Genomic DNA, 1,196 nt, shown 5'->3' with positions numbered 1-1,196 from the left:
GAAAATGGCAAAAGGAAAATTCGAACGCACGAAGCCGCACGTCAACGTGGGCACGATCGGTCACGTTGACCACGGCAAGACCACGCTGACGGCAGCCATCGCCACGGTGCTGGCAAACAAATTTGGCGGTGAAGCCAAGAAATACGACGAAATCGACGCAGCGCCTGAAGAAAAAGCCCGCGGCATCACGATCAACACCGCACACGTCGAATACGAAACCGCCAACCGCCACTACGCCCACGTGGACTGCCCCGGTCACGCCGACTACGTCAAGAACATGATCACCGGCGCAGCCCAGATGGACGGCGCCATCCTCGTCGTCTCCGCCGCCGACGGCCCCATGCCGCAAACGCGCGAACACATCCTGCTGGCCCGCCAGGTGGGTGTGCCCTACATCATCGTCTTCCTCAACAAGTGCGACATGGTCGACGACGAAGAGCTGCTCGAGCTCGTCGAAATGGAAGTGCGTGAACTGCTCGACAAATACGACTTCCCCGGCGACACCACCCCCATCATCCGCGGCTCGGCCAAACTCGCCCTCGAAGGCGACAAAGGCCCCCTGGGCGAGCAAGCCATCCTCAAGCTCGCCGAAGCCCTGGACACCTACATCCCCACGCCGCAGCGCGCAATCGACCAGCCCTTCCTCATGCCCGTCGAAGACGTCTTCTCGATCTCCGGGCGCGGCACCGTGGTCACGGGCCGTATCGAGCGCGGCGTCATCAAAGTCGGCGAAGAAATCGAAATCGTCGGCATCCGCGAGACGCAAAAAACCGTCTGCACGGGCGTGGAAATGTTCCGCAAGCTGCTCGACCAAGGCCAGGCGGGCGACAACGTCGGCATTTTGCTGCGCGGCACCAAGCGTGAAGACGTCGAACGCGGCCAGGTGCTGGCCAAGCCCGGCACGATCAAGCCGCACACGCACTTCACCGCCGAGGTCTATGTGCTGAGCAAGGAAGAAGGCGGCCGCCACACGCCGTTCTTCAACAACTACCGTCCGCAGTTCTACTTCCGCACCACCGACGTGACCGGCGCGATCGAGCTGCCGGCCGACAAGGAAATGGTGATGCCTGGCGACAACGTGACGATCACCGTCAAGCTGATCAACCCCATCGCCATGGAAGAAGGTCTGCGCTTTGCCATCCGTGAGGGCGGCCGCACGGTCGGCGCCGGCGTCGTGGCCAAGATCCTTGATTGAG

General features: G+C 62.2%; 1 protein-coding gene. It reads left to right on the top strand.

The window, feature by feature from the left end; all coding sequences use genetic code 11:
• Nucleotides 1-4 precede the first annotated feature (4 nt).
• A complete protein-coding gene (gene tuf / locus DFR45_RS14255; protein ID WP_114484395.1) occupies nucleotides 5-1,195 on the top strand; it encodes an elongation factor Tu in 1,191 nt (396 codons plus the stop codon).
• Nucleotide 1,196: the final 1 nt, after the last annotated feature.

Origin of the sequence: Extensimonas vulgaris (assembly GCF_003337425.1) — a bacterium.
GTDB lineage: Bacteria > Pseudomonadota > Gammaproteobacteria > Burkholderiales > Burkholderiaceae_C > Extensimonas > Extensimonas vulgaris.
Note: the sequence above shows the minus strand (reverse complement) of the source record. Positions and strands in the feature narration are given on the sequence as shown.

What these genes read in the sequence shown, in the direction of transcription:
- tuf (WP_114484395.1), top strand. Translation starts at nt 5, where the DNA reads ATGGCAAAAGGAAAATTCGAACGCACGAAGCCGCACGTCAACGTGGGC.